A 19648-nucleotide genomic window follows, 5' to 3' on the forward strand; every position below is an offset into this window, starting at 1 on the left:
CCTGATACTTGTTATGCAGAATGTCGTTTTGTATTACTAATGTTAAATATAACCCTCTTAGCGACAAGGCCAAAATAATTAGCATGCTATCTTTGTTAAATATTGTATGTGAAATGTTAAGTTTTGTTGCCAGCATCAAATCCAGCTCGCAGTTTTAAGTCCACTACTCCTTTCAAGACAGCGAAATGCTGGAATCAATAACACAAAGCACATACCTCGTTCTGACACCACTCACTATTCGCCACATGATGGTCTTCAACATGGAGGTAACTATGTCAGTGGCGATGATTAATACCCGTGCAGCAATCGGCGTGCAGGCACCCGCGGTGAGCGTTGAAGCACACATCAGCACCGGGCTCCCCGGTTTTACATTAGTAGGTTTACCTGAGGCGACAGTGAAAGAGGCTAAAGACCGCGTAAGAAGCGCCATCATAAATTGCGGTTTTACGTTTCCAGCAAAACGTATCACGGTGAATCTGGCTCCCGCAGATCTGCCCAAAGAAGGTGGACGCTATGATCTTCCCATTGCAATCGCCATTTTGATTGCCTCTGAGCAGCTTAGCGCGACTTCTGTAGAAGGATTAGAGCTGCTAGGTGAGTTAGGTCTTTCAGGCGCACTACGGCGCATTCAGGGAGCAATCCCCGCCGCTATGGCCGCTCAGCAACATCAGCGCAAGCTAATCGCTCCAGAGGAAAATGAGGAAGAGCTTGGCCTGCTTGGAGAACAACAGCCTCATCTCATTGCCAATCATCTTCTGCAAGTTTGTGATTTCCTCAGTGGTAACTCACAGCTTCTACCACCGAAGGTATCCCGACTATCATCCATAGCCTCAAACACAAAAGACATGCGGGATATCATTGGCCAAGAACAGGCGCGCCGAGCATTAGAAATCGCAGCCACAGGCGGGCATAACTTACTGTTGTTAGGGCCACCCGGAACAGGGAAAACGATGTTAGCTAGCCGCCTCAATAGCATATTGCCACCGTTAACCACCGAAGAGGCTTTAGAGAGCGCCGCGGTTGCCAGTTTGGTACATCAATCAACCACGGGGCAATCTTGCTATCAGCGGCCATTTAGGACCCCACATCACAGCGCTTCAATGGCAGCACTCATCGGCGGGGGATCTTTACCAAGACCCGGAGAGATTTCTCTCGCACATAACGGCGTACTATTTTTAGATGAACTGCCTGAGTTTGAACGACGAGTGTTGGATGCTCTGCGCGAGCCGCTTGAGTCAGGCGAAGCATGCATCTCTAGGGCACTGGCAAAAGTCACTTTTCCTGCAAGAGTACAATTAGTTGCCGCTATGAATCCAAGCCCGACGGGGCATTACAAAGGCATTCATGCACGCACACCGCCACAGCAGATACTCAAATATCTATCTCGCTTATCAGGTCCCTTTTTAGATCGTTTTGACCTTTCTATTGAGGTGCCTCTGTTACCCGCTGGGGTTCTTAGCATTCAAAAACGCATTGGAGAAAGCAGCGAGGTTATTCGCCAAAGAGTATGTTTAGCACGAGAAAAGCAGTATCAACGATCGGGAAAACTCAACGCACATTTGGCAGGTAAGGAGATGGACAGGGTATGCTCACTGTCTCAAGAAGATGCAGCATTTCTGGAACAAGCACTCGAGAAGATGGGATTGTCGGTAAGAGCCTGGCACCGAATACTAAAAGTTGCTCGTTCTATTGCCGATCTTGCACAAAGTGACAACATCAGCCGAGCTCACATTGCAGAAGCGCTTAGCTATCGCTCAATGGATCGTTTGATCCAACACCTCCATCAGGCGCTGCAATAAAAAACGGGGCCCAAAGGCCCCGAGTTTTTAGTCATCACTATCAGTGTATTCTTCCACCGTATCCATCTGCGGTTTACCGCCGGATAAGGTGTGGAAACGCTTAGGACGACGAATGCGTGCAATGTACTTCGACCAAATTTTCTCTGCTTCTGTCGCGGGCTGACGTTCACCACGGCACACAGCAACAAAGAGTTGTTCTTCTTCGGTTTGTGGCTCACGAGTCCCTAAATCGAGCTCGTTAAACGCATAACCAAAACGCTCAAGAACCTGAGCTTCTTTAATTGTGAAATCGCCGTGGCGTGAAAAACCACGAGGATAATGTTTATTGTCAAAAAAACGATGATTGGTGCTGAAGCTTTCCGCCATCTGACACACTCCTAAATTTTCTTATTGCTGTACCACTTATGGCGCGGAGTATTAGTTAGGCTTGACAACGTGTAAAACAAAACATTTAAATCATCATGATTAATATTTTTATTGGAGAGGCAGTGGATAGCGAATTATTAAAAACCTTCTTAGAAGTGAGCCGAACAAGACACTTTGGCAAAGCCGCTGAAACCCTTTATCTAACACAATCAGCGGTTAGCTTCCGTATTCGTCAGCTTGAAACACAAGTTGGTGCAGATCTTTTCACTCGCCACCGCAATAATATTCAGTTAACCGAGGCTGGTGAACGGCTCGTTCCCTACGCAGAAAAACTGATGGAAACGTGGCTATTGGCTAAAAAAGAAGTTCTCAAGAGCCGACAGCACAAAGAATTATCTATTGGTGCTCCGGCAATGATGTGGGAATCACTGCTTATTTCATGGCTATCAGGCGTCTATAAACATAAGCCCGAACTCTTGCTTGAAGCCCGTATTGGACAACGGCATACCCATGTTCGGCAGCTGCATGAGCGTCATCTGGACTTACTAATAACAACAGAGATCCCAAAGATGGAGGAGCTATCAACAGAAAAAATCGGCGAGTTTACACTGCAACTGCTTACAACCGCAGGAGAAGAAACAACCGACGACCTTCCCTATATTCGCTTAGAGTGGGGGGCAGATTTTGCTCGTTTTGATGAACAGCTCACTAGCAACAATAATCCTCCGATTTTAACGACCAGCTCAATAGCGCTTGCCGAACAGGTCATGAGCCAAGTAGGAGGAAGAGCATTTTTCCCAGCACATTGGCATCCGCATCACTTTAAGGTTGATAACTCGCAGGAAGCTCTGACGCGGCCAATTTACGCCGTGTGGCTCCACAACAGTGACAGGAAAGAAGAGATTAAGTATTTAACTCAGTCATTGATAAATTATCATCTAGCGCAGCCAAAGTAATTTTTGGCATTGCAGAACACTAATGTTGGGGGGCGATAGTATGAAATTGCCCCAACAACTTAGTACATTTAGGTAGGAATTTGGGAAAAATGCTGAAGGGTAAGTCTTAATTTTAAGTTTTTTCTGCGCTAAAACGCAAAAAAGCCCTCCGCAAGCGGAAGGCTATTTGTATGGCAGGGGCGGAGAGACTCGAACTCGCGACACCCGGTTTTGGAGACCGGTGCTCTACCAACTGAGCTACGCCCCTAAAGAACGCTTACTATTATCCCCGCGTTCAAGCAGGCATAACATAAATAAGTGGCGGAACGGACGGGGCTCGAACCCGCGACCCCCTGCGTGACAGGCAGGTATTCTAACCAACTGAACTACCGCTCCACCGATTCTTTCTCTCACATCAGCATTCGTCTGATGTCAGTTTGTTCCCGCTATTTTCCGTGTCAGGGAAAAGGAACGAATTTAAAGCCTGGCAGTTCCCTACTCTCGCATGGGGAGACCCCACACTACCATCGGCGCTACGGCGTTTCACTTCTGAGTTCGGCATGGGGTCAGGTGGGACCACCGCGCTATCGCCGCCAGGCATATTCTGTTATTTGTACCGCTTTCTGTATTTCTACAGCTAGCCATACAAACCAATCTGTTCACAAGCCTACTCTTTGTGTTTTCGCGTCTCTGCGTCTTAAAACACCTTGGGTGTTGTAAGGTTAAGCCTCACGGATCATTAGTACTGGTTAGCTCAACGTATCGCTACGCTTACACACCCAGCCTATCAACGTCTTAGTCTTAAACGTTCCTTTAGGAGACTCAAGGTCTCAGGGAAGACTCATCTCGAGGCAAGTTTCGCGCTTAGATGCTTTCAGCGCTTATCTTTTCCGCATTTAGCTACCGGGCAATGCCATTGGCATGACAACCCGAACACCAGTGATGCGTCCACTCCGGTCCTCTCGTACTAGGAGCAGCCCCTCTCAATCTTCCAACGCCCACGGCAGATAGGGACCGAACTGTCTCACGACGTTCTAAACCCAGCTCGCGTACCACTTTAAATGGCGAACAGCCATACCCTTGGGACCTACTTCAGCCCCAGGATGTGATGAGCCGACATCGAGGTGCCAAACACCGCCGTCGATATGAACTCTTGGGCGGTATCAGCCTGTTATCCCCGGAGTACCTTTTATCCGTTGAGCGATGGCCCTTCCATTCAGAACCACCGGATCACTATGACCTACTTTCGTACCTGCTCGAGCCGTCACTCTCGCAGTCAAGCTAGCTTATGCCATTGCACTAACCTCACGATGTCCGACCGTGATTAGCTAACCTTCGTGCTCCTCCGTTACTCTTTAGGAGGAGACCGCCCCAGTCAAACTACCCACCAGACACTGTCCTCAATCCCGATTAGGGACCGGAGTTAGAACATCAAACATTAAAGGGTGGTATTTCAAGGTTGGCTCCATGCAGACTGGCGTCCACACTTCAAAGCCTCCCACCTATCCTACACATCAAGGCTCAATGTTCAGTGTCAAGCTATAGTAAAGGTTCACGGGGTCTTTCCGTCTTGCCGCGGGTACACTGCATCTTCACAGCGAGTTCAATTTCACTGAGTCTCGGGTGGAGACAGCCTGGCCATCATTACGCCATTCGTGCAGGTCGGAACTTACCCGACAAGGAATTTCGCTACCTTAGGACCGTTATAGTTACGGCCGCCGTTTACTGGGGCTTCGATCAAGAGCTTCGCCTTGCGGCTGACCCCATCAATTAACCTTCCAGCACCGGGCAGGCGTCACACCGTATACGTCCACTTTCGTGTTTGCACAGTGCTGTGTTTTTATTAAACAGTTGCAGCCAGCTGGTATCTTCGACTGGCTTCAGCTCCATCCGCAAGGGACTTCACCTACGCGCCAGCGTGCCTTCTCCCGAAGTTACGGCACCATTTTGCCTAGTTCCTTCACCCGAGTTCTCTCAAGCGCCTTGGTATTCTCTACCTGACCACCTGTGTCGGTTTGGGGTACGATTCAATGTTACCTAGAGCTTAGAGGCTTTTCCTGGAAGCTTGGCATCAACTACTTCATCACCGTAGTGACTCGTCATCACGCCTCAGGGTTAATAAAAGCGCGGATTTACCAACGCTTTCCCCCTACACGCTTAAACCGGGACAACCGTCGCCCGGATAGCCTAGCCTTCTCCGTCCCCCCTTCGCAGTAACACCGAGTACAGGAATATTAACCTGTTTCCCATCGACTACGCCTTTCGGCCTCGCCTTAGGGGTCGACTCACCCTGCCCCGATTAACGTTGGACAGGAACCCTTGGTCTTCCGGCGAGCGGGTTTTTCACCCGCTTTATCGTTACTTATGTCAGCATTCGCACTTCTGATACCTCCAGCAACCCTCACAGGCCACCTTCAACGGCTTACAGAACGCTCCCCTACCCAACAACACCTAAGTGTCGCTGCCGCAGCTTCGGTGCATAGTTTAGCCCCGTTACATCTTCCGCGCAGGCCGACTCGACCAGTGAGCTATTACGCTTTCTTTAAATGATGGCTGCTTCTAAGCCAACATCCTGGCTGTCTATGCCTTCCCACATCGTTTCCCACTTAACTATGACTTTGGGACCTTAGCTGGCGGTCTGGGTTGTTTCCCTCTTCACGACGGACGTTAGCACCCGCCGTGTGTCTCCCGTGATAACATTCTTCGGTATTCGTAGTTTGCATCGAGTTGGTAAGTCGGGATGACCCCCTAGTCGAAACAGTGCTCTACCCCCGAAGATGAGTTCACGAGGCGCTACCTAAATAGCTTTCGGGGAGAACCAGCTATCTCCCGGTTTGATTGGCCTTTCACCCCCAGCCACAAGTCATCCGCTAATTTTTCAACATTAGTCGGTTCGGTCCTCCAGTTAGTGTTACCCAACCTTCAACCTGCCCATGGCTAGATCACCGGGTTTCGGGTCTATACCTTGCAACTTGACGCCCAGTTAAGACTCGGTTTCCCTACGGCTCCCCTATTCGGTTAACCTTGCTACAAAATATAAGTCGCTGACCCATTATACAAAAGGTACGCAGTCACCCCATAAAAGAGGCTCCCACTGCTTGTACGTACACGGTTTCAGGCTCTATTTCACTCCCCTCGCCGGGGTTCTTTTCGCCTTTCCCTCACGGTACTGGTTCACTATCGGTCAGTCAGGAGTATTTAGCCTTGGAGGATGGTCCCCCCATATTCAGACAGGATGTCACGTGTCCCGCCCTACTCATCGAACTCACAACATATGCATTTTCAAGTACGGGGCTATCACCCTGTATCGCCGGACTTTCCAGACCGTTCCTCTGACACATACGCTGATTAAGGTTCTGGGCTGTTCCCCGTTCGCTCGCCGCTACTAGGGGAATCTCGGTTGATTTCTTTTCCTCAGGGTACTTAGATGTTTCAGTTCCCCTGGTTCACTTCGTTAAGCTATGTATTCACTTAACGATAGTGCAACGAATTGCACTGGGTTTCCCCATTCGGAAATCGTCGGCTATAACGCTTCATATCAGCTTACCGACGCTTATCGCAGATTAGCACGTCCTTCATCGCCTCTGACTGCCTAGGCATCCACCGTGTACGCTTAGTCACTTAACCTCACAACCCGAAGGTGTCTCTTAATGAACACGGTTACGAACCGGTTCAAGACAGCATTCAAGATTGCAAAAAATTGAGAGACTGCTTAATGCTAACTGTGTCAGTGTTTGACCGAAGTCATTCTCACAGTTGCTTAAGCTTTCAAATTTCAGCTTGTTCCAGATTGTTAAAGAGCAATATCTTAAACACGACTCGTTAGAATCATCTTTAAGATTTTTCGTTCATCAGAACGGGTGATAATGTCTTTCACTCATTATCGGAATGGCGTCCCCAAGGGGATTCGAACCCCTGTTACAGCCGTGAAAGGGCAGTGTCCTAGGCCTCTAGACGATGGGGACACGAAAATACCGACAAAGCTTTCACTTTCTCGTTTCGTATCAGCATGAGTCTTAAAACTCACAACATCAACAGGTGCTCTTGCTCATTAATTTCATCAGACAATCTGTGTGGACACTACACTTAACGCTATCTTTAGGTAAGGAGGTGATCCAACCGCAGGTTCCCCTACGGTTACCTTGTTACGACTTCACCCCAGTCATGAATCACAAAGTGGTAAGCGCCCTCCCGAAGGTTAAGCTACCTACTTCTTTTGCAACCCACTCCCATGGTGTGACGGGCGGTGTGTACAAGGCCCGGGAACGTATTCACCGTAGCATTCTGATCTACGATTACTAGCGATTCCGACTTCATGGAGTCGAGTTGCAGACTCCAATCCGGACTACGACATACTTTATGAGGTCCGCTTGCTCTCGCGAGTTCGCTTCTCTTTGTATATGCCATTGTAGCACGTGTGTAGCCCTACTCGTAAGGGCCATGATGACTTGACGTCATCCCCACCTTCCTCCGGTTTATCACCGGCAGTCTCCTTTGAGTTCCCACCATTACGTGCTGGCAACAAAGGATAAGGGTTGCGCTCGTTGCGGGACTTAACCCAACATTTCACAACACGAGCTGACGACAGCCATGCAGCACCTGTCTCAGAGTTCCCGAAGGCACTAAGCTATCTCTAGCAAATTCTCTGGATGTCAAGAGTAGGTAAGGTTCTTCGCGTTGCATCGAATTAAACCACATGCTCCACCGCTTGTGCGGGCCCCCGTCAATTCATTTGAGTTTTAACCTTGCGGCCGTACTCCCCAGGCGGTCGACTTAACGCGTTAGCTCCGGAAGCCACGCCTCAAGGGCACAACCTCCAAGTCGACATCGTTTACAGCGTGGACTACCAGGGTATCTAATCCTGTTTGCTCCCCACGCTTTCGCACCTGAGCGTCAGTCTTTGTCCAGGGGGCCGCCTTCGCCACCGGTATTCCTCCAGATCTCTACGCATTTCACCGCTACACCTGGAATTCTACCCCCCTCTACAAGACTCTAGCTGACCAGTTTCAAATGCAGTTCCCAAGTTAAGCTCGGGGATTTCACATCTGACTTAATCAACCGCCTGCGTGCGCTTTACGCCCAGTAATTCCGATTAACGCTTGCACCCTCCGTATTACCGCGGCTGCTGGCACGGAGTTAGCCGGTGCTTCTTCTGCGAGTAACGTCAATCACTGTGGTTATTAACCACAATGCCTTCCTCCTCGCTGAAAGTACTTTACAACCCGAAGGCCTTCTTCATACACGCGGCATGGCTGCATCAGGCTTGCGCCCATTGTGCAATATTCCCCACTGCTGCCTCCCGTAGGAGTCTGGACCGTGTCTCAGTTCCAGTGTGGCTGGTCATCCTCTCAGACCAGCTAGAGATCGTCGCCTAGGTGAGCCGTTACCCCACCTACTAGCTAATCCCATCTGGGCACATCTGATGGCGTGAGGCCCGAAGGTCCCCCACTTTGGTCCGAAGACATCATGCGGTATTAGCTACCGTTTCCAGTAGTTATCCCCCTCCATCAGGCAGTTTCCCAGACATTACTCACCCGTCCGCCGCTCGTCACCCAGAGAGCAAGCTCTCTTGTGCTACCGCTCGACTTGCATGTGTTAGGCCTGCCGCCAGCGTTCAATCTGAGCCATGATCAAACTCTTCAATTAAAAGCTTGATTTGCTTAAACAAGTTAAGCGATGCTCGAAAATTAACTTTCGTAATAATTCAACTAAATGAATTACTGCTTGGTCACTCTTCAAGACTTTAATATTTTATCGTCCGAGGACGTTAGATATTGTCTTGTGAGTGCCCACACAGATTGTCTGATAAATTGTTAAAGAGCGACGCCAATCAAACGTTAGTTATCATTGACGTGGGCTGCGCATACTACGCTTTTAGCCCGAAGAGTCAAGCATTTATTTTTCAACAAACTGCATAACTCATTAAATCTTCTTACTGCCCAAGCGATGTTTGCATCGTTATTCCCGGTCAGTGGTGGCGCATTATAGGGACTTCTCAGCAGGTGACAAGTGTTTATTTCATAAAACTTTCTGAATGCATAATATTTCAACATTAAGCTTAAAAAACGTAAAATACGCGCCACTTTTAACCGAATAAAGACATTGCGGTTTGCTTTTGTAGGATAAAATAAGAGTGAAACAAAGGTAATTATGCCAGATAGGACCTAAAGCCATGCAACTCAACGCACAACAACAAGCTGCACAACGCAACCTTTCTTATCTCTTAGCAGAAAAGATCGGTCAGCGTATTCTCTCTGGAGAATATAAGGCAGGCAGCATCCTGCCGGGGGAGCTCGAGCTTGGAGATATTTATGGTGTCAGCCGTACTGCCGTTCGTGAAGCAGTAAAAATGCTGGCAGCTAAAGGGATGGTATTGCCTCGCCCAAGAATTGGTACTCGTGTTATGCCAAGCAGTAACTGGAACTTCTTAGATCAGGAGTTATTAACTTGGTGGTTAACCCGTGAGAATTTCGAGCATGTAAAAGAACACTTTTTAGTTCTGCGCCACGCACTGGAACCACAGGCCTGCCTATTAGCGGCACTCCATGCCTCAGAAGAGCAGAAAACTGAACTCAATACATTAATGGAAGAGATGCGCGAATTGAATAACCGCTTTGACCGCGAGCGCTGGATCAAAGTTGACGTTCAATTCCACCAGCTTATCTATAAGGCCAGTGCGAATCCTTTCCTGACTTCATTCGCCAACCTGTTCAGTTCAGTTTACCAAAGCTATTTCCGCGCAATTACCGGTGATGAGGTCATAAAGCTCAGTCTTCATCAGGCTATTGTTGATGCAATTTTGACAGGAAACAGTATGGATGCATTTATTTCCTGTCAGGCTCTGCTAGGACAAAAACACGACTAAACGGTATACCTATGACAAAAACTGCCCGTAGTATGGCTGGCTTACCTTGGATTGCCGCCATGGCTTTTTTCATGCAAGCCTTAGACGCAACCATTCTGAATACAGCTATTCCCTCTATTGCGCGTAGTTTGGATCGCTCCCCGCTGGCCATGCAATCTGCCATTATCAGCTATACGCTGACAGTTGCGATGTTAATCCCCGTCAGCGGGTGGGTTGCAGATAGATTTGGTACCCGCAAAGTTTTTATCTTCGCGGTTTCTCTGTTCTCACTGGGTTCTCTATCCTGTGCATTGTCAGGCTCCCTGACGATGCTAGTCTGCTCACGCGTGCTTCAAGGCATTGGCGGCGCAATGATGATGCCGGTTGCGCGATTAGCACTACTACGAGCCTACCCTCGTAGTGAATTATTACCGGTTTTAAACTTTGTCACGATGCCAGGGCTGATCGGGCCGGTAGTCGGGCCGATGCTCGGCGGTTGGCTAGTCACGGTGGCAACCTGGCATTGGATTTTCCTAATCAATATTCCTATCGGTGTTGCAGGTATTTTTTACGCCCGTCGCTATATGCCTGATTTCAAGACCCCAACCCGACGCTTCGACTATATTGGCTTCTTAATTTTTGGGCTCAGTTTGGTTTGTCTCTCAACCGGTATGGAGCTTTTTGGCGAGAACGTGCTGCCGGTCATCTATGCATGGCTGATTCTGTTCGCTGGTATTGCTCTACTATTTACCTATGTTCTGCATGCTCGTCGCCATCCGCAGCCGCTGATTGATTTACCGCTCTTTAAAACGCGGACATTCTCCATCGGCATCGTAGGCAACGTAGCTTCCCGATTGGGTACGGGATGTATCCCGTTCTTAATGCCATTAATGTTACAGGTCGGTTTTGGATACTCAGCCATTATTGCTGGCTGCATGATGGCACCAACGGCGATAGGTTCGATCATTGCTAAATCAACGGTTACCGGTGTATTACGTCGATTTGGCTATCGTAAAACGTTGGTCTGCGTAACGATGATTATTGGGGTGATGATTGCGCAGTTTTCACTGCAAGATCCTGACATGCCGTTATGGATGCTGGTTTTGCCGTTATTCTTGCTAGGGATGGTGATGTCGACGCAGTTCACATCGATGAACACCATTTCGTTGGGTGATTTAACGGATAAAAACGCCAGCGCGGGGAATAGTGTTCTCGCGGTAACCCAGCAACTATCTATTAGCTTTGGGGTTGCAGTCAGCGCTGCCGTGTTGAGATTCTATGACTCCCTGTCATTTGGCTCGTTAGTCGATCACTTCCACTACACCTTTATTACTATGGGCGTAGTCACTATTTTCTCTGCGTTGATCTTCTTAATGCTGCGCCCTACCGATGGCGATTCCCTTATCAAGGGCCGTAAAGCGCAGCTGCGTAGAAAAAGCCGTGATGCTAAATCTGCCCAACAGAATCCCTAACCATTAACTCTGGCGTTAAAACCAGAGTTTGCGGTTCGAGATCAAGATGCATAAGACGATGTAAAAGCGTATCGACGGCCAATTCACCCAGCTCATCTTTGGGCTGGTGAATGGTGGTTAACGGCGGAGAAAGGTATTGCGACATCTCGATATCGTCGTAGCCAACCACGGCCACATCGCAACCAACTTTAAGCCCTGCTCGGTACAACGCCTGATAGACCCCAACCGCCATAGCATCATTACCCGTGAAAACAGCATGCGGCGGCTCTGGCAAAGCCAACAGTTGATTCATGGCATCAACACCACCAGAAAATTCAAAATCACCAAATATTACGTATTCATCAGGGATCGCAATGCCTGCCTGCTGCATTTCATAACGGTAACCTTCCAAGCGCTCCCAAGCCGGCGTTTTATCTTTTGGCCCCGCAATACAGGCAATCTTGGTATATCCGCGCTCTAATAGATGGCGTGTCGCAATTTTCCCACCGAGAAACGAGTTGTCTTGAATAACATCATTCGGACCATCAAAGACGGCCCAGTCCATCATCACGGTGGGCAACGATGGATATCGGCTCAGCATTTCGCGCGCAGGACGATAACTTTCGGTGCACATCATCAATAGCCCATCAACTCGCTTTTGTAGCAGAGTTTCAAGGCTCTGATTCATACGAGCCAAATCGCCTTCGGTATTACATAAAATCAAACTATAGCCGCGCTCGTAACAGCTGCGCTCAACGCCGCGTACCACTTCAGCAAAGAAGGGGTTGTTACTGGTTGTCACCAGCATGCCGATGGTTCGAGTTTGATTCAGCTTTAAACTGCGTGCTAAAGCAGAAGGGGCGTAGTTAAGCTCTTGTACCGCAGACAACACTTTGTCGCGCACGCTGTCGCTGACAAAGCGGTTGTTGTTAATGACATGAGAAACTGTTGATGTTGATACGCCCGCTAAGCGGGCGACGTCTTTCATGGTGGTCACTCAGAGCTACTCCTAATACTGCGACTCTTAGTGTGACTGGAGAAAAGAATCAATCTCTTTGCGCCAAGGAACGGAAGGTTGAGCGCCTTCACGCGTCACGGCGATAGCGGCCGCCGCATGAGCGAAACGCACCGCGGCATTAATTTCAGTGCCTTCCAGCAACGCTGTCACTAAAGCACCGTTAAATGTATCGCCCGCAGCGATAGTATCAACGGCTTTTACTTTAAACCCAGGAATCGTTTTACCTTGTTGATTTTGGCTCAACCATACACCTCGACTTCCTAAGGTAATCAGCACGGTTTTAATGCCTTTCTGATGCAGAACTTCAGCGGCTTGCTGAGCACTCGCATCGTCTTTAATCGCGATACCTGTTAGCTTTTCAGCTTCTGTTTCATTAGGCGTGATGACGTCAATATTAGAGAGTAAGTCATCAGGCAGCTCGCGAGCAGGCGCCGGATTCAAAATAACCTGCGTATTATGCTTACGCGCTAATTGTGCCGCAGCCATAACCGTTTCCAGCGGCGACTCTAGCTGCATAAGCAATGCATCGGCATTTTCGATCAGCTTTTGATGCTTAGATAAATAATCAGGCGTTACCGCGGCGTTAGCGCCCGCGCTAATCCCAATCACGTTCTCACCTTCCTGATTAACAAAAATCAGCGCGACACCGGTGGTTTCACCGTCGACAGCTTCAATAGCTTGAGTATTGATACTATCGCTAGAGAGTTGCTGGCGAATACGTTCACCAATGTCATCCTGACCGACGCAGGCAATAAAGGAAATATCGGCACCGCTACGACCGGCTGCTACCGCTTGGTTAGCACCTTTACCACCAAAAGCCACTTTATACTGCTGACCTAAAACGGTTTCTCCCGGACGCGGGAAATGCTCGATATTTAGGATATGATCAGCATTAATACTGCCCAATACCACCAGTTTGCCTTTTTGCATCTTGCTCAATCCCTTAAATGTACGCCACCACAGGGGACCTGCAGCGGCGCTATTGTATTACTTGGTCACTGGATTACTCGGTAACCAGTTTCAGCTCAACAGGAATATTGGCTGGCACTTTTTCGCCTTTCAATACTTTATCTGCTGTTTCTACGCCAATCACGCCAATTTGCTCAGGCTGTTGAGCTACAGTTGCACCCAGTTTGCCACGCTGAACCGCTTTCACGCCGTCGGCGGTGCCGTCAAAACCAACCACCAGCACATCAGCTTTACCTGCGGTTTGCAGCGCACGCAGTGCGCCTAAAGCCATTTCATCGTTCTGTGCAAACACGGCTTGTACCTGTGGGTGTGCCGTTAGCAGGTTCTGCATAACGTTCAGACCTTTGGTACGGTCAAAGTCAGCAGGCTGGCTGGCCAGCATATTGAATTTGTGTTCTTCCTGCGCTTGCTTGAAACCTTCACCACGTTCACGCGCGGCAGACGTTCCCGCAATACCTTCTAACTGAATAACTTTGGCATTATCGCCTAATTTCTTGGCGATAAACTCACCCGCGGCCTTACCACCCGCAGCGTTATCAGAAGCGATATGGCTTACTACAACGCCTTTATTCGCCGCACGGTCCAAAGTAATAACCGGAATTTTGGCCTGATTAGCCATCAGAATCGCATTACCAACCGCATCAGAGTCGGTTGGGTTAATCAGCATCAGTTTGGTGCCACGTACAGTTAAGTCCTGCACGTTAGCCAGCTCTTTCGCCGGGTTATTCTGAGAATCCAAAATTACCAGCTTGTAGCCTAATTTATCGGCTTCTTTCTGCGCACCGTCTTTCATGGAAACAAAGAACGGGTTATTAAGCGTGGAGACCACCAGCGCGATAGTGTCTTGCGCCATCGCATTTGCGCTCAGAGTGGCACTTAAAGCCGCAGCGGAGATCAGTGTTGCCAGTTTTTTCATATTCATTATCGTCGTTTCCTGTAGGGGAGATTATTTGTTGCTTTTGTTGTCTACCAGAACCGCCAGCAAAATAACCACTGCTTTAACGATCATTTGGTAGTAAGACGAAACACCCAGTAAGTTCAGACCATTATTCAGGAAACCTAAGATCAATGCGCCGATCAATGTCCCCATAATGCGGCCTTTACCACCCGCCAAACTGGTTCCTCCCAGTACAACGGCGGCAATAGCATCCAACTCATAGCCTGTACCCGCCGTTGGCTGTGCTGAGGAAAGACGAGCAACCTCGATAACACCGGCCAAAGCAGAGAGCAAACCACACAGCGAATAAACAATAATTTTTACACGGTCAACGCTAATACCTGACAGGCGGGTTGCCGACTCATTGCCACCCAACGCATAGATATAGCGGCCAAGGCGCGTGTGATGCAGCATGTACCATGCCAGAGCAAACACAATCACCATCAGCCAGATTGGGGTTGGGATCCCTAGAGGGCGACCAATACCGAACCAACCGAACAGATCTGCCGCATCCGAGAAGCCCGTATTTATCGGGCTACCGTTGGTATAGACCATGGTCACACCGCGTAGCAGCAACATCATGACTAACGTTGCAATAAAGGCCTGCACTTTGCCTTTGGCGACAATAACCCCCGTGCATCCACCTATAGCGGCGCCAAGAGCTAGGGCAGCAAATACGGCAACAAAAGCGTTAACTTCAAGCCCAACAATAGAAGCGGCAACGGCACCGGTGATCGCTAGCAACGATCCGACGGATAAATCAATGCCCGACGTTAGGATCACCAGCGTCATCCCCACCGCCATAATGGCGTTGACCGATGTTTGCTGCAAAATGTTGAAGAGGTTATTGAGCGTAAAGAAATTTGGGCTCATTGAGGATACAACCGCAATCAGCACCAGCAGGGCGATCAGCGACTTTTGCTCCAGCAATAATGTTTTTAACTGATCTTTACTAAACCCACCTTGCTTCTGGGTTGTCTGGGTGTTCATCTGCGATTACTCCTGCTTCACGCCGTATTGCTTGCCAACGGCGGCTGCCATCAGCACTTCTTGGGTTGCCTGTTCAATTGGGAATTCCCCACTGAGATGGCCATCATGCATCACCAAAATCCGATCACTCATACCAAGTACTTCTGGCATTTCAGAGGACACTAAAATGATGCTTAGCCCTTCTTGTTTGAACTGGTTAATGAGTTGGTAAATCTCTTTTTTAGCACCGACATCGACGCCACGCGTTGGCTCATCAAGAATCAGTACTTTTGGACGCGTCATCAGCCCTCGAGCAATCGCCACTTTTTGCTGATTACCACCGGAGAGCAAACCAATGGGCTGATCCATCGACGGCGTTTTCACATTAAACAGACGCATAAAATCGCTAACGGCTTCCTGCTCTTCAGCATGCTTTAGAGAACCATTCGCTCGGCTGAAATAGCGTAATGCGGTAAGAGACATGTTCTCTTTCACCGACATTCCCAGCACTAAGCCATCACGTTTACGGTCTTCAGAAATATAAACAATGCCGTTTGCCAAACCATCCTGCGGTGAGTGTGTGACCACCTCACGCCCATCAAGCGTGACAAAACCCTGTTTGCGCGGTAATGCACCGTACAGGATTTTCATTAATTCGGTACGCCCTGCACCCATCAAGCCAGAAACACCAAGGATCTCGCCGCGATACAGATCGAAACTGACGTTTTCAACGCCAGGCCCATACAGGCCTTTTACCTGCAAGCGTAATTCACCACGTGGCTGATTCAAACGCGGATACTGTTCTTCCAATTTGCGACCAACCATCATCTCAATCAGTGAATCTTCTTGCAGCTCACTAACCGGGCGTTCAGCAATGAACTGACCGTCACGAAAAATCGTAACGTCATCGCAAATTTCAAAGATTTCTTTTAGACGATGGGAGATATAAACGATGCCACGGCCTTCTGCCTTCAGCTCCCGAATCACTTTAAACAGAGACTCGGTTTCGGTGTCTGTCAGCGCATCGGTAGGTTCATCCATGATGATGACCTTAGATTCAAAGCTCAGCACCTTGGCAATTTCGACCATTTGCTGATCGCCAATCGATAAATCACCCACCAGCCGATGGCTGCTGTAGCTGATATTGAGGCGAGCCAGCAGCTTGTCCGCTTCGGCATACATTTTCTTCCAATCAATACAGCCCAAGCGATTCACAAACTCACGCCCCAAGAAAATATTCTCGGCAATAGTGAGCTGTGGGATCAGGTTCAGTTCTTGATGGATGATGCCGATACCCGCTTCCTGAGAGGATTTAGGGCCGTTAAACGTGACTTCTTTCCCGAGGAAGTTTTGGGTGCCCGCATCTTTTTCATAGATACCGGTGAGAACCTTCATCATGGTGGACTTACCCGCGCCATTTTCCCCCACTAACGCCATGACACGTCCGGGATAAACATTTAGCGCAGCACCAGATAGGGCTTTAACGCCGGGAAAGCTTTTATCAATGCCTTTTAAGGCTAATAACGGTTGCATAGCGGCCTCAGAAGGTTACGCCAGAATAAAGCAGCACATTCGCATACGGAGAACACTCTCCGCTGCGGATCACCGCCTTACTGGTGGAGCTCAGCACTTTAAATTGCTCATGGCTGACATACTCCACGGTGATGGTATTTCCCTGGTGTTGTTCTAGTTGTTTCAAATTAGCTAATAACTGCTGATGGATTTCGGCATTTTTGCCCGGCATCTCTTGCGCAATAACCGCTTTTTCAACCTGCATTTCTTGTGTAATCACCCCCACAACCTGAAGAAAACTAGGAACACCGTGGGTTAACGCCAAATCGATGCGTTGAGTTGAATCAGGGATCGGAAGCCCTGCATCACCCACCACAATGGCGTCGGTATGACCTAAACGAGAGATGAGATAAGAAATCTCGGAATTGAGTAAGGTGCCTTTTTTCATTTTCTGCTCCATCAGCGAAACGTTTCGCTTGCAAGAATTCTAGGTGCTAATGAATGGCTGGCAACTAATAAAGTTGAGATTTGTGATCGCTATCGAAACGTTTCGATAGCAGAAGCGTTTCAGCGGATTTTGATAATTTGTATAAGAAAGGACAAAGAATAAATATGCTGAGATTCGTAGATATTTCGAACGCCTACAATCTTAGCATCTCTATGAAGCTTCTAAAGTAGGCGTCCGATAAGGGGGAACCAGAGCGTTCCCCCTTAACCCGCGCTCTTTATCCGAGATGGCATTTTCGCGCCGGGTCGGCATGCGCCATTCCTTGGCGCCTCCTCCCCTAGCGGCAACGTCCTGTTGCCGCTGCTCTGTCTACGATTTTATTCAAAGACATTTCACCAATCGACCTAAATTTCCACCTGTGTTCCAAGCTCAATCACGCGGTTTGGCGGGATCTCAAATTGGTCAGCAGCCTGTAGCGCATTTCGACTTAATGCCATAAACAGTTTGCCACGCGCTTTCAGATACCAAGGACGTTTGCCTAGAATCAGCGATTCGTGTGACATGAAGAACGATGTTTCCATCATCCGGCAAGGCAGGCCTTCTAATCCGCAACGGTGGAAAATTTCTTCCACGTTTGGCGTTTCTTTAAAGCCATAGCTCGCGACAACGCGCCAGAAAGTCGGGGACAGTTGCTCAATGGTGACACGACGAACGTTGTGAACATAAGGCGCATCTTCCGTGCGAAGCGTCAGTAAGATCACTCGCTCATGCAGCACCTTGTTATGCTTCAGGTTATGCAGCAACGCGAAAGGAATAACGTTCATCGCACGCGACATATACACAGCCGTTCCCTGCACGCGTACCGGTGGAGATTTCTCTAACGATGCAATCATCGCTTCCAGAGAATTACCGTGTTCATGCAAACGACGTAGCAGACGGAAACGCTCGCTTTTCCATGTTGTCATGATGATAAACATCACCAAACCAAGAGCAAGCGGCAGCCAACCACCGGAGAAGAACTTCAGGGCATTGGCGGTAAATAGCGGGATGTCCATGCATAGCAACCCAGCAATCAGGATCATCACCACGAAGCGGTTCCAGTGCCAGTTTTTCACCGCCACGGTACAGCTGAGAATACTGGTTAATACCATGGTGCCTGTTACTGCGATACCGTAGGCCGCGGCCAGATTACTGGAGTGCTCAAAGCTGGCAATCACAATCACCACGGAGATATACAACGCCCAGTTAATAGCAGGGATGTATATCTGCCCTGCTTCCATATCTGACGTATGAATAATTCGCATAGGCGGCAGATAACCCAAGCGAACAGCTTGGCGGGTTAAGGAGAATACGCCTGAGATAACGGCCTGCGAGGCAATAACGGTCGCAAAGGTCGCCAAAACAAGAAGCGGGATTAGTGCCCAATCAGGTGCTAATAAGAAGAACGGGTTTTTGATCGCTTCAGGGTTTTTCAGCAGTAATGCGCCTTGCCCAAAATAGTTCAGGATTAGCGATGGGATGACAAAGAAGAACCATGCCAAACGAATCGGTTTCTTACCGAAGTGCCCCATGTCGGCATACAGCGCTTCAACGCCGGTAATAGACAATACGACCGCCCCCAGCGCAAAGAACGCCATGGAACGATGTTCAACGAAGAACCCAATCGCCCATTTGGGATTTAATGCCGTCAGCACCGCAGGATTGTCCATGATGCTGCGCGCACCAAGAATGGCCAGCGTCAGGAACCACAACACCATCACCGGCGCAAACAGTTTACCAATACTTCCCGTACCATGCTTTTGAATGAAAAACAGAATGGTAAGAACCAGCATAGAGAGAGGGACAATGTACGGATCAAGCGACGGCGCCGCTATCTCAAGGCCTTCTATCGCTGACATCACTGAAATTGCAGGCGTAATCACCACTTCCCCATAGAAGAAGCTGCCGCCTATTAACCCCAAGATCACTAAAACCGCCGTCACCTTAGGTGCAGTATTACGCCCAGCTAATGACATCAGGGTTAATATCCCACCTTCACCCGCGTTATCTGCACGCATGACGAAAGTCAGGTATTTAAGGGATACAATAAGGATCTGCATCCAGAAAATCAGTGAGAGAAAACCAAATACAATTTCTGGTTCAACATTAAAACCGTAGTGACCAGAAAAACACTCGCGTAAGGTATATAAAGGACTTGTACCTATATCGCCATACACTACGCCGATGGCGGCCAGTGTAACTGTCGTTAATGAACGTTTATGCTCTGAACTCATAACTTGTTTCTTTTGCTGGAACATCTATAAGCGATGCGCGTACTGACAGACCGAGCGCTCATAAAAAACGCACAGTATGCATAAATCAGCACAATTTCCTACTATTTAGATTAAAGGAAATATGACT

12 protein-coding genes, 3 tRNA genes and 3 rRNA genes are annotated in these 19648 nt (G+C 48.7%); 4 read left to right on the top strand and 14 right to left on the bottom strand.

The window, feature by feature from the left end; all coding sequences use genetic code 11:
* The first annotated feature begins 272 nt into the window (after window positions 1-272).
* Window positions 273-1799 carry a YifB family Mg chelatase-like AAA ATPase gene (locus DSM2777_RS02415; protein WP_061553080.1) on the top strand — a complete coding sequence of 509 codons (1527 nt, stop codon included), beginning with the start codon at window positions 273-275 and terminating at the stop codon, window positions 1797-1799.
* A gap of 27 nt (window positions 1800-1826) precedes the next feature.
* Here the strand turns inward: DSM2777_RS02415 and DSM2777_RS02420 are convergent, their stop codons facing one another.
* Window positions 1827-2165 (bottom strand): MaoP family protein, encoded by a 339-nt coding sequence (locus DSM2777_RS02420; protein ID WP_025802063.1) that lies wholly within the window; start codon window positions 2163-2165, stop codon window positions 1827-1829.
* A gap of 122 nt (window positions 2166-2287) precedes the next feature.
* Between DSM2777_RS02420 and hdfR the strand changes: the two genes are divergently transcribed.
* A complete protein-coding gene (hdfR, locus tag DSM2777_RS02425) occupies window positions 2288-3121 on the top strand; it encodes an HTH-type transcriptional regulator HdfR (protein WP_061555310.1) in 834 nt (277 codons plus the stop codon).
* Between the two features lie 171 nt (window positions 3122-3292).
* On the opposite strand, the gene DSM2777_RS02430 is transcribed toward hdfR, so the two are convergent.
* The 6 genes from DSM2777_RS02430 to DSM2777_RS02455 all read right to left on the bottom strand — a co-directional run bounded on the left by DSM2777_RS02430 (window position 3293) and on the right by DSM2777_RS02455 (window position 8746).
* Window positions 3293-3368 (bottom strand) — tRNA-Trp (locus DSM2777_RS02430).
* 51 nt (window positions 3369-3419) lie between these two features.
* Window positions 3420-3496 (bottom strand) — tRNA-Asp (locus tag DSM2777_RS02435).
* Window positions 3497-3582: 86 nt separating this feature from the next.
* A 5S ribosomal RNA gene (gene rrf, locus DSM2777_RS02440) occupies window positions 3583-3698 on the bottom strand.
* A gap of 120 nt (window positions 3699-3818) precedes the next feature.
* Window positions 3819-6727 (bottom strand): 23S ribosomal RNA (locus DSM2777_RS02445).
* A gap of 262 nt (window positions 6728-6989) precedes the next feature.
* Window positions 6990-7065 (bottom strand) — tRNA-Glu (locus DSM2777_RS02450).
* Window positions 7066-7203: 138 nt separating this feature from the next.
* Window positions 7204-8746, bottom strand: a 16S ribosomal RNA gene (locus tag DSM2777_RS02455).
* The 16S, 23S and 5S rRNA genes sit together here with 3 tRNA genes alongside, the layout of an rRNA operon.
* Before the next feature lie 526 nt (window positions 8747-9272).
* On the opposite strand from DSM2777_RS02455, the gene DSM2777_RS02460 reads away from it, so the two are divergent.
* Together DSM2777_RS02460 and mdtD are read left to right on the top strand one after the other, a co-directional pair.
* Window positions 9273-9965: a FadR/GntR family transcriptional regulator gene (locus tag DSM2777_RS02460; protein WP_046459639.1), complete on the top strand. Its 693-nt coding sequence runs from the start codon at window positions 9273-9275 to the stop codon at window positions 9963-9965.
* 11 nt (window positions 9966-9976) lie between these two features.
* Window positions 9977-11416 (top strand): multidrug transporter subunit MdtD, encoded by a 1440-nt coding sequence (gene mdtD / locus DSM2777_RS02465; protein WP_046459640.1) that lies wholly within the window; start codon window positions 9977-9979, stop codon window positions 11414-11416.
* Here the strand turns inward: mdtD and rbsR are convergent.
* From rbsR to kup, 7 genes are all read right to left on the bottom strand, one after another.
* Window positions 11391-12392, bottom strand: coding sequence for a ribose operon transcriptional repressor RbsR (gene rbsR / locus DSM2777_RS02470; RefSeq protein WP_061553081.1), 1002 nt, complete (start codon window positions 12390-12392; stop codon window positions 11391-11393). The genes mdtD and rbsR overlap by 26 nt on opposite strands.
* A 27-nt stretch (window positions 12393-12419) precedes the next feature.
* Entirely contained in the window at window positions 12420-13343 is a 924-nt protein-coding gene (gene rbsK, locus DSM2777_RS02475; RefSeq protein ID WP_046459641.1) for a ribokinase, read from the bottom strand.
* Between the two features lie 73 nt (window positions 13344-13416).
* On the bottom strand, window positions 13417-14304 hold the full coding sequence (gene rbsB, locus DSM2777_RS02480) for a ribose ABC transporter substrate-binding protein RbsB (protein ID WP_025797424.1): 888 nt from the start codon (window positions 14302-14304) through the stop codon (window positions 13417-13419).
* Between the two features lie 24 nt (window positions 14305-14328).
* Window positions 14329-15309 (bottom strand): ribose ABC transporter permease, encoded by a 981-nt coding sequence (gene rbsC / locus DSM2777_RS02485; protein ID WP_025797422.1) that lies wholly within the window; start codon window positions 15307-15309, stop codon window positions 14329-14331.
* Between the two features lie 6 nt (window positions 15310-15315).
* Entirely contained in the window at window positions 15316-16821 is a 1506-nt protein-coding gene (rbsA, locus tag DSM2777_RS02490) for a ribose ABC transporter ATP-binding protein RbsA (RefSeq protein WP_061553082.1), read from the bottom strand.
* A gap of 7 nt (window positions 16822-16828) precedes the next feature.
* A complete protein-coding gene (gene rbsD, locus DSM2777_RS02495; RefSeq protein ID WP_040045296.1) occupies window positions 16829-17248 on the bottom strand; it encodes a D-ribose pyranase in 420 nt (139 codons plus the stop codon).
* 404 nt (window positions 17249-17652) lie between these two features.
* A complete protein-coding gene (gene kup / locus DSM2777_RS02500; protein WP_061553083.1) occupies window positions 17653-19521 on the bottom strand; it encodes a low affinity potassium transporter Kup in 1869 nt (622 codons plus the stop codon).
* Window positions 19522-19648: the final 127 nt, after the last annotated feature.

This window comes from Obesumbacterium proteus (assembly GCF_001586165.1).
In the GTDB taxonomy this organism is placed as follows: Bacteria; Pseudomonadota; Gammaproteobacteria; order Enterobacterales; family Enterobacteriaceae; genus Hafnia; species Hafnia protea.

Bases quoted from the DNA above. Each gene is read 5' to 3' on its own strand.
- DSM2777_RS02415 (WP_061553080.1), top strand. From the start codon at position 273: ATGTCAGTGGCGATGATTAATACCCGTGCAGCAATCGGCGTGCAGGCA.
- DSM2777_RS02420 (WP_025802063.1), bottom strand. From the start codon at position 2,165: ATGGCGGAAAGCTTCAGCACCAATCATCGTTTTTTTGACAATAAACAT.
- DSM2777_RS02460 (WP_046459639.1), top strand. From the start codon at position 9,273: ATGCAACTCAACGCACAACAACAAGCTGCACAACGCAACCTTTCTTAT.
- mdtD (WP_046459640.1), top strand. From the start codon at position 9,977: ATGACAAAAACTGCCCGTAGTATGGCTGGCTTACCTTGGATTGCCGCC.
- rbsK (WP_046459641.1), bottom strand. From the start codon at position 13,343: ATGCAAAAAGGCAAACTGGTGGTATTGGGCAGTATTAATGCTGATCAT.
- rbsB (WP_025797424.1), bottom strand. From the start codon at position 14,304: ATGAATATGAAAAAACTGGCAACACTGATCTCCGCTGCGGCTTTAAGT.
- rbsC (WP_025797422.1), bottom strand. From the start codon at position 15,309: ATGAACACCCAGACAACCCAGAAGCAAGGTGGGTTTAGTAAAGATCAG.
- rbsA (WP_061553082.1), bottom strand. From the start codon at position 16,821: ATGCAACCGTTATTAGCCTTAAAAGGCATTGATAAAAGCTTTCCCGGC.
- rbsD (WP_040045296.1), bottom strand. From the start codon at position 17,248: ATGAAAAAAGGCACCTTACTCAATTCCGAGATTTCTTATCTCATCTCT.
- kup (WP_061553083.1), bottom strand. From the start codon at position 19,521: ATGAGTTCAGAGCATAAACGTTCATTAACGACAGTTACACTGGCCGCC.